The 1,333-nt window shown below is 65.1% G+C and carries 1 protein-coding gene and 1 pseudogene; both read left to right on the top strand.

Annotated elements, in window-relative coordinates:
- Nucleotides 1-202 (top strand): annotated as a pseudogene (locus tag ACYVDE_RS22985) (homoserine kinase); the annotation flags it as partial.
- A 130-nt stretch (nucleotides 203-332) separates the two neighbouring features.
- The coding region (gene thrC, locus ACYVDE_RS22980) for a threonine synthase (RefSeq protein WP_460503859.1) at nucleotides 333-1,333 on the top strand (1,001 nt) is incomplete at its 3' end.

The raw sequence follows: 1,333 nt of genomic DNA, 5'->3' as shown, positions 1-1,333 counted from the left end.
CCGCACGCGTGCGCTGGCGGCCGGCGCCATCGGCGGGGGCATCTCGGGCTCGGGCCCGTCCATCTTCATGCTGAACAGTGACGAGGCCACCGCGCAGGCCGTGGGCACGGCATTGGGCAGCGTGTTCGCGGAGCTGGGTATTGAGTTTAACGTGTACGTGGGGCCGGTGGGCATGCAGGGCGCGTATGTGGTGGAGGAATAGATAAACCCGCCTGTCATCCTGAGCGCAGCGAAGGACCTTATCACGTCCGGACAATTGCTGAGTGGCCGTAATAAGGTCCTTCGCTGCGCTCAGGATGACAGGCGATTATTCGCATCAGCAGAAATTGAATATGAAATACTACAGCCTCCGCCACCAGTCGCCGCCGGTTGATTTCCGGCAGGCCACCATCACCGGTCAAGCACCGGACGGCGGCCTGTACTTCCCCGAAACCATTCCCAAATTCCAGCCTGGCTTCCGGCGCGAGCTGCGCGGCCTGAGCAAGGCCACCGTGGCCTTGAATGTGATGCGGCCCTACGTGGGCAGCACCATTCCGGAGGCCGACCTGCAGCGCATCTGCGCCGAAGCCGTGGATTTCGAGTTTCCGCTGGTACCGGTGCACGAAGGGGTTTCTTCATTGGAGCTTTTTCACGGGCCCACGCTGGCGTTTAAGGACGTGGGGGCGCGGTTCATGAGCCGCTGCCTGGGTTACTTCGCCAAGGCCGGCGACACCCCGCCCGTGACCGTGCTGGTAGCCACTTCGGGCGATACCGGCGGGGCCGTGGCCAGCGGCTTTCTGGGCGTGCCGGGCGTGGAAGTCGTCATTCTCTACCCCGCCGGCAAAGTGAGCCCGGTGCAGGAGCAGCAGCTCACCACCCTGGGCCAGAACATCACGGCCCTGGAAGTGGCCGGCACCTTCGACGACTGTCAGGCGCTGGTGAAACAGGCGTTTCTAGACCCCAAACTGGCCGAAAAGCGGTTTCTGACCTCGGCCAATTCCATCAACGTGGCGCGCTGGCTGCCGCAGCAGCTTTATTACTGCTTTGCCATGCAGCAGTGGCCGGCCGACGCGCCCGCGCCGGTGGTGGCGGTGCCGAGTGGCAACTTCGGCAACATCTGCGCCGGGCTACTGGCGCAGGCCTCTGGGTTGGGACTGGGCCACTTCATCGCGGCCTGCAACGCCAACGAGCCGGTGCCGCAGTACCTGCGCACGGGCACCTACACGCCGCGCCCGGCCGTGCCCACCTTCTCCAACGCCATGGACGTGGGCAACCCCAGCAACTTCGTGCGCATTCTGGAGCTGTTCGGCCACGACCTGGGCCGCCTGCGCGCCGCCCTCAGCGCCGACACCGT

Source organism: Hymenobacter agri, from assembly GCF_054778495.1.
The sequence above is the reverse complement of the archived record's forward strand: the minus strand, read 5'-3'. Positions and strand labels throughout refer to the sequence as shown.